6 protein-coding genes are annotated in these 5,767 nt (G+C 68.1%); 5 read left to right on the forward strand and 1 reads right to left on the reverse strand.

The features are described 5' to 3' along the window. The 5 genes from VH969_RS09920 to VH969_RS09940 form a co-directional block, all read left to right on the forward strand. Positions 1 to 601, forward strand: a 601-nt coding sequence (locus VH969_RS09920) for a MurR/RpiR family transcriptional regulator (protein WP_331973376.1), incomplete at its 5' end; no start/stop codon positions are given. Then, positions 598 to 1,353, forward strand: coding sequence for a sugar isomerase domain-containing protein (locus tag VH969_RS09925; protein WP_331973377.1), 756 nt, complete (start codon positions 598 to 600; stop codon positions 1,351 to 1,353). The genes VH969_RS09920 and VH969_RS09925, both read left to right, overlap by 4 nt. 81 nt (positions 1,354 to 1,434) lie before the next feature. Continuing rightward, a complete protein-coding gene (gene ngcE / locus VH969_RS09930) occupies positions 1,435 to 2,844 on the forward strand; it encodes an N-acetylglucosamine/diacetylchitobiose ABC transporter substrate-binding protein (RefSeq protein WP_331973378.1) in 1,410 nt (469 codons plus the stop codon). Continuing rightward, positions 2,841 to 3,842, forward strand: a complete 1,002-nt coding sequence (locus VH969_RS09935) for a carbohydrate ABC transporter permease (RefSeq protein WP_331973379.1) — start codon at positions 2,841 to 2,843, stop codon at positions 3,840 to 3,842. The genes ngcE and VH969_RS09935 overlap by 4 nt, the downstream gene beginning before the upstream one ends. Further along, positions 3,839 to 4,723, forward strand: a complete 885-nt coding sequence (locus VH969_RS09940) for a carbohydrate ABC transporter permease (protein ID WP_331973380.1) — start codon at positions 3,839 to 3,841, stop codon at positions 4,721 to 4,723. Before VH969_RS09935 ends, VH969_RS09940 begins: the two co-directional genes overlap by 4 nt. An 85-nt stretch (positions 4,724 to 4,808) precedes the next feature. On the opposite strand, the gene VH969_RS09945 is transcribed toward VH969_RS09940, so the two are convergent. Next, positions 4,809 to 5,767: tetratricopeptide repeat protein (locus VH969_RS09945; protein ID WP_527249155.1), on the reverse strand; the 959-nt coding region annotated here is incomplete at its 5' end.

A 5,767-nucleotide genomic window follows, 5' to 3' on the forward strand; every position in this document is an offset into this window, starting at 1 on the left:
CGCCCACACCGTGGCGCTCATGTCCACCTCGGAGCGGCTGGACCCCGCGCTCGTCGGCCGGGTCGCGGACGCCGTCGCCCAGAGCACCCACGTCGACATCTACGGCATCGGCGGTAGCGCCGGCATAGCGGTCGAACTGCAGGCCCGGCTCTACCGGATCGGGATCAACGCACACGCGTGGAGCGAGGCGCACGTCGGCCTCACCAGCGCCGCCCTGCTGGGCGATTCGAGCGTCGCGATCGCCTTCTCCAATACCGGCCGCACCGAGGAGACCATCGAGATGCTGGCCCTGGCGAAGTCGTCGGGTGCCTACGCGGTCGCGGTGACCAGCGACCCGGCCTCCCCGCTGGCCCAGGTCGCCGACGCCCACCTGACCAGCCACGCGCCGGGGGAGTACCTCAAGCCCGACGACCTGTCGGCCAAGCACGCCCAGCTCTTCGTGATCGACCTGCTCTACCTCCTCGCGGCCCAACGGGACTTCTCGCGTACGACGAGCCTGCTGGCGGCCTCCGCGGCGGCCGTCGCGCCGCATCGCCGCCCGCTTCGCCCGGCGACCCGGCCACGGACCGTGCCTTCGTCGAAGGAAACCACCACAGCATGAGCGCACATCTCGCCGGCTTCTCCACCGAGGTCCGCCGTCGGCTCGACGACCTCGACCAGGAGGTCCGTGCCGGCGGCCTCGACCCGGCCATCGACCTGATCGTGTCCTCATTGCGGCGCGGGGGCGTTCTCCAGGCCTTCGGTACCGGCCACTCCCAGGCGTTCGCCATGGAGATCGCGGGCCGCGCCGGCGGGCTGATCCCGACGCACGCCATCGTGCTGCGCGACGTCGTCCTGCGCGGCAGCCGGGACGTCTCGGTGCTCAAGGGCGCCACCCTCGAGCGAGACGAGTCGGTCGTCGACGAGCTCTACGGGCTGTACACCTTCGATCCGGCCGATGTCTTCCTGATCGCGTCGAACTCCGGCGTCAACGGGTCGATCGTCGGCCTCGCCGCGCGCGCCAAGGCCGACGGCCACCCCGTCATCGCGGTGACGAGCCTGGAGCACACGAACGCCGTCAGCCCCAAGCACAGCAGTGGTAAGCGGCTCTCGGAGATCGCCGACATCGTGATCGACAACCGGGCGCCGTTCGGCGACACCACGATCGGCCTCGGCGGCGGGCTGTCCGCCGGCGCGGTCTCCTCGATCACGGCCGCGTACATCGCCCAGCTCCTCACCCTCGGTGCGGCTCAGCGACTCCGGGATGCGGGTGAGGTCCCGCCGCTCTACATCTCAGCCAACGTCCCGGGAGGTGACGCGCACAACGACGCCCTCAAGGCACGGTACGGCGAGCGCATCGCCGGCCTGGCCTGACCGCAGCAGCCATCGGCAGCCCGCAGCTGGACAAGTGCACGACCCGAGCACTCAGTAGAAGAGATCATCACGAAGGGACCCATGATGAGCCGAGAAATCGAAATCGACCGCCGGAGCCTGCTCCGTGGCGCCCTTGCGACCGCGGCGCTCGCGCCGTTCGCTGGAGCGCTCGCCTCGTGTGGCGGATCGTCCTCGAGCGGCGGTGGTGGCGCCGCGACGTCGGCCACCAACCCGTTCGGGCTCGCGAAGACCTCGAGCGTGGAGGCCGTGATTTTCAACGGCGGCTACGGCTACGACTACGTCAAGTTCGCCGCCGACCAGGTCAAGAAGCAGACGGACTTTTCGGGCGTCACGCTCAAGGTGTCGCCGTCGACGCAGATCGCCCAGCAGCTGCAGCCTCGCTTCGTCGGCGGTAACCCGCCCGACCTGATCGACAACTCGGGTGCGAACGCCATCGGGTTCAGCACCATCCAGCAGCAGCTCGAGACGCTCGACGGCGTCTTCGACGCCAACAACTACGAGGGCACCAAGATCTCGGACACGCTCTACCCGAACGTGAAGGACCCGGGCACCTTCGGCGGCAAGTTCATCGCGATGAACTACGTGATGACGGTCTACGGCATGTGGTACTCCGCCTCGCTGTTCCAGCAGAACGGCTGGACCCCACCGAAGACCTGGGACGAGGCGATAGCCCTCGGCGCCAAGGCCAAGGCCAAGGGCAAGTACCTCTTGGTCTGGGGCAAGGAGGCGGCGACGTACTACCAGACGATGGCCGTCAACTCCGCCATCAAGGAGGGCGGCGACGAGGTCCGCCTGGCGCTGGAGAACCTCAAGCCGAAATGCTGGTCGCTCCCGCAGATCCAGAGCGTCTTCCAGGCCCTTGGCCAGATGGTGCAGAAGGGCTACTTCGTCCCCGGCGGCGCCGGCACCCAGTTCACCGCCGCCCAGGCGAAGTGGAGCAACAACCAGCAGGCGATCCTCTACCCGTCCGGCGGCTGGATCGAGAACGAGATGAAGGACGCGACGAAGTCCGGCTTCGACATGACCGGTGCTCCGGAGCCGACCGTCTCCTCCAGCCCGACGATGCCGTACGCGTCGCTCCGTGCCGCTGCTGGCGAGCCGTTCATCGTGCCGTCCCAGGCGAATAACGTCGCTGGGGGCAAGGAGATCCTGCGCGCGATGCTGTCGAAGGCGGCGGCGACCAACTTCTCCAAGACCCGTCTCGCGCCGACGATCGTCAAGGGCCTGGTGCCGGCCGACGGGTTCGGGTCGACCGCGCTGGTCTCGCAGACCAAGATGCTGGACGCCGCCGGCACCAACACCTTCAACTACCAGTTCGTCGACTACTACGGCATGAACACCGACCAGCTGGTGGTGTGGAACTCGTTCCTGTCCGGCCAGACCGACGTCCCCGGGCTCACCAAGGGCCTGCAGACCATCACCGACAAGATCGCCAACGACTCATCGGTGAAGAAGCAGACCGTCACGTGACCAGCACCATGACCAGCATGCCGCCGGCTGCCGGCGGCCGGCCTCGGCCGGCCGCCCGGCAGCGCCGGATGGCGGGCCGGGGCCGGCTGAGCTTCATGGCGGTATTCCTCGGCCTGCCGCTGGCGATCTACCTCATCTTCGTGATCTACCCGTTCGGCCAGGCCCTGTACTACTCAATGACCGACTGGAGCGGCTTCACGACGACGCACAACTTCGTCGGGCTGGGCAACTTCACGAAGCTGTTCCAGGACGACATCTTCATGCGCGCGCTGGGCAACAACGTGGAGCTGGCGATCGTGGTGCCGCTCGTGACCATTGTGCTGGCGCTCGTCATCGCGATGGCCGTCACCGTGAACGGGCCTACCAGGGGCAGCATCCGCGGGATCAGCGGCTCCGGGTTCTACCGGGTCGTGTCGTTCTTCCCGTACGCCGTCCCAGCCATCGTCATCGGCCTCATCTGGGCGCAGGTGTACGACCCTTCCGCCGGGCTCCTCAACGCCTCCCTCACCAAGATCGGCCTCAGCGGGTTCGAGAACTTCGCCTGGCTCGGCGAAACACGTACGGCGATGCCGGCGTCCATGTTCGTGATCATCTGGAGCTTCGTCGGCTTCTACACGGTGCTGTTCGTCGCGGCCATCAAAGGCATCCCGGCGGAGATCTACGAGGCCGCGCGCATGGACGGCGCCGGCCGGTTCCGCACGGCCATCAGGATCACGCTCCCGCTCGTCCGGGACACCGTGCAGACGGCGTACATCTATCTCGGGATCCTGGCCCTCGACGCCTTCGTCTACATGCAGGCGCTGAACCCGAACGGCGGCCCCAACAACACCACGCTGACGATGAGCCAGGACCTCTTCAACACGGCGTTCCGGAAAGGCGAGTTCGGCTACGCCACTGCGATGGGTGTCGTGCTCGCGGTCGTGACGCTGCTGTTCGCCGCGATCGTATTCGCGATCAACCGTCTCACCGGAGGCGGCGAGAGGAGGCGGGGCCGATGACTGCCGTCGCCACCGACGAGAGAATCGTCACCGGGAACCGCAGGGCACGGACGGGCGGTGACAAGGCCGTTGAGGCCACCTCGCACGCGCTCCTGTTCATCTGGACGATCATCGTCATCGTCCCGTTCCTGTGGGTCGTGCTGTCGTCGTTCAAGACGACCAAGGAGATCCTGGCCTCGCCGTTCTCACTGCCGGCGCACTGGAGCTTCGACAACTACGCTCATGCGTGGACCGACGCCGGGATCCGCCAGTTCTTCCTGAACACGGTCATCGTGGTGGGTGTCGCCCTCGTGCTCGTCATGTTGCTGGGAGCAATGTGCGCCTACGTGCTCGCGCGGTTCACGTTCCCCGGTGCACGGTTCATCTACTACCTGATGCTCGCGGGGCTGACCTTCCCGATCTTCCTGGCGATCGTGCCGCTGTTCTTCGTCCTGAAGAACATCGGGCTGATCAACACCCTGCCTGGGCTGATCATGGTGTACGTCGCGTTCGCCCTCCCGTTCACGGTGTTCTTCCTCTACGCGTTCTTCAGGTCCTTGCCGGGCGACGTGTACGAGGCGGCGCTGATTGACGGCGCCGGGGAGTGGCGGGCCTTCTTCCGGATCATGCTGCCGATGGCGCGGCCCGGCATTGCCGCCGTCGCGATCTTCAACTTCCTCGGACTGTGGAACCAGTTCCTGCTGCCGGTGGCGCTGAACACCGACCAGAGCAGGTATGTGCTGACCCAGGGGATGGCGAGTTTCGCCTCGCAGGCCGGCTACGCGGTCGACTTCGGGGCGCTCTTCGCCGCGGTCGTCATCACGGTCGTGCCGGTGCTGATCGTGTACGTGATCTTCCAGCGGCGGCTGGAGGGGTCGGTGTCCCGGGGCACGTTCCGCTGACCTTTGGGTGCCCAGACGCGGGTTCGCGGTTAATGCTCGACAGCGCCTCGAGAGCATCCTCCAGCGGGTGGAGTGGTCAATCACCTCACCCGTCACCGGTGCCACCTGTGTCGGTCATCCGGAAGTCGAGATGCGCGGGGAGTGGGGCGCCCGGATGCAGCGCGTCCCAGACCTCGCCGAGGACCGTGTCTCCCTCCGCGAGATCATCGACGACCAGCGACTCCATGATCCCGGCGGCACACTCGCGCTCCCCCTCGGCCAGCCGCGCCCGGGCCTCCAGCAGCCGGGTCCGGCCGTGTTCGCGCATCGCAGGGTCCAGGGCCGCGATGGCGTCCAGGCAGTCACCTGGCCGTCCGGCGGCGAGCAGCCGCTCGAGTTGCTCCACGGCCAGCCCGCGGCAGTCCGGTCGGAGCCGCCGGGCCCGCGCGTACAGGTCGCACGCGCGATCATCATCGGCCAGGAGCGCCAGCCCTCGCAGCGCCCACGGGTTCTCGCGCGCGGCCAGGCTCGCGCCGTACTGCTCAGCGGCACGGCCTGGCTCGCCCCGCACGTGGGCGTTCACGGCGCGGGCCAGGTGCACCCACTCGGAGTCCGGCGCCTCCTCGAGGACGGCGCGCCAGCGGTCGGAGACCGGCGGCACCGGCAGCCGGTGGGCCGATTTCGCGAGTCCTTCGGTGTCATCGTCGAGCAGGTGGCGTGCCGGGAAGCTGTCGTCGTCGACCGGTGGGAACGGCAGTGCCCGGGGCGGTACGGCCTCCGGAAAGGCCCGGAGCCTGAGCTCGACATGACCCCAGCCGGACCCGGCGCTCACCTGCTCGGCGACCGCGGCGTCGGCCACCTCAGTGAGCCAGCGCTCGTGGATGGCCTCGAGATGGTCGGGATCCGTCGCCCCATGCACGGCTGCCTGCGCGGCCGCACACGCCTCGGCATATCCGCCCGCCACCGCTCCCGGGTCCAGGTCGACGCCACCGAACGCCTCGGTCCACGACACGCTCCCCCCGCCAGGCAGCCGGTCATGCTCGAGCTGCGTCGGGCACCATCCCG

Origin of the sequence: Actinophytocola sp. (genome assembly GCF_036555685.1) — a bacterium.
GTDB lineage: Bacteria > Actinomycetota > Actinomycetes > Mycobacteriales > Pseudonocardiaceae > Actinophytocola.